Here is a 2,043-nt window from a genome sequence, read left to right as displayed (position 1 = left end):
CCGCTCCCGCAGGGCATGGGCCAGCCGGTTGGCCTCTTCGTTCAACTCCCGGTAGGTGAGAACCCTCTCTCCCCTTTTCACTGCCACCCGGTCCCCCTGACGGGCTGCCTGTTCCTCAAACAGCGAGACCAAGGTCGCATCCTTCGGGTACGACGCCTGGGTGTCGTTAAAGGTGTGTAATAGACGGTCTTTTTCCTCTGTTGGCAACCAGGTGAGACGATCCAAAGGCAGATCCGGTTGTTGGACAATCTTTTCGGCCAATACTTCCAAATGACGATAATAGGTTTGTATATCCGCCAGATCATATACAGATGGATTGAACAAAAACCGAAACACCAATTCTTCTCCGGGACCGATCAGTACATTCAGGTCATAGCTCGTCTGATCGAACATTTGAAACCCGGATACCTCAAAGCCGAATTTATCCCGGAAGTGTTCATCCTTGATAGAAGAATCCACCGGGTAGTTTTCATAGACCAGTAAATGAGAAACCATACTCCGGTCCCAACCGACGTTGGATTGAATCTGAGCCAAGGAAAGGTGTTGATACGGTTCGGAGCTGATCGCCTGTTCCTGAAGTCTATCAATCAGGTCCAGGAAGCTGTCGTCTTTCTTCCGTGTCCACCGAACCGGAACGGCATTGATCAAAACTCCAACCATCTCTTCCACTTTTTCCAAATCCGATGGACGTCCGGAAACAATCGACCCGAACACAACATCATCTGTCCGGTTATAAGTGGAGAGCAACATTCCCCACAACCCACGAAAGAGAGTGTTCATAGTCACTTTTCGACTTTGAGCCAACTCCTTTAATTGTCGGCTCAATCCGGCATCCAACCGGAAGCATGCTTCCTGTGAATCTCCATTTTTGCTGGGGGATCTCTTGCGTGACGAAGGAAGAGAAACGGCTTGATTATATCCTTCGAGAAGCCCCTTCCAAAACGAGGCGGCTTCAGAAGTGTCCTGTCGCTTCAAATGACGAATGAAACGGCTGAACGGAGGAGACGGCTTTCGATTTGGTTCACCACCGGAAAGGATAGCACGGTATGCTTCAAAGAGGTCTCTCAATACCAATCCCAAGGACCAGCCGTCCAATAAAATATGGTGAAAACTCCAGATCATGCGATGTTTTTCCTCATCGAGCCGAAAAAGTGCCAGCCGAATCAGGGTGTCTTTTGACAAATCAAACCCCTTGTTGCGATCTTTCGCTTTGAATTGCTGAATCGCTTCTTCCTGTTCTTTCAGGGTTTGATTGCGAAGATCAAATGCTTGGACCTTCACCGGTCGTTCCGTCAACACCACTTGACGGGGGTACTCAACCTGATCATAAACAAAGAACGTGCGGAGAATATCATGCCGGATAATTTGAAGGTTCATCGCCTTTTCTAATGCAACCGGATCAAGCCGGCCATCGATCTCCAAGTCCATCTGTTCGAAATATGCATAACTGTCTTCATAGATGGAGTGAAAGAGCATTCCTTCTTGCATGGGAGACAAGTCGTATACATCCACAATCTTGTTTCCACTCAACCTTCTCACCTTCCCCTTTGTTTACTGCCGGGAAAGCAAGCATCCGGCTTCCAATCACAAATTTTTCGCCAATCGGGTAATGTGCTCCAGCTCGTCAAATGTAAGTTTATCGGCACTGAAATCGCTTGGGGTCTGTTCCGGATCTTGCTTCTGTATACAATGGCGAAGCAGGACTTGAAGGTTCCTTTTATAAGCCGCGGACAACTCATAAACTTCTTTCATCCAAGATGCCGAAGGGTATTCAAACCTGATATTCATCTGTTGATTTAAAACCACACCGGTGATCTCAATATCGTGTGCGCGGCGGTTTTCTAAATGAATCGGGTCTCCCCCAGGCAAGGTGGAAAAGCTGATGGCACCTGTCTGATCCAACTGTCCCAGGTAGTTGAAGCTGATCCCGGGTTGGAGTTTCCCTCTCTTCCCCTGCAGATACCGCCGGACTCCATACCCCACCCCTTTATGGGGCACCCGGCGCAAAGTCTCCTTCACTTCCTTGATCACTGTCCCCGGATC

Annotated in this window: 2 protein-coding genes; both read right to left on the bottom strand. The window is 48.9% G+C overall.

The window, feature by feature from the left end:
* A partial coding sequence (locus IEV46_RS17710; RefSeq protein WP_229736209.1) for a condensation domain-containing protein occupies window positions 1–1,530 on the bottom strand: 1,530 nt, incomplete at its 3' end.
* Window positions 1,531–1,584: 54 nt separating this feature from the next.
* Window positions 1,585–2,043: condensation domain-containing protein (locus tag IEV46_RS17705; protein WP_188433930.1), on the bottom strand; the 459-nt coding region annotated here is incomplete at its 5' end.

Source organism: Kroppenstedtia guangzhouensis (assembly GCF_014637345.1).
Classification (GTDB): domain Bacteria; phylum Bacillota; class Bacilli; order Thermoactinomycetales; family DSM-45169; genus Kroppenstedtia; species Kroppenstedtia guangzhouensis.
The sequence above is the reverse complement of the archived record's forward strand: the minus strand, read 5'-3'. Positions and strand labels throughout refer to the sequence as shown.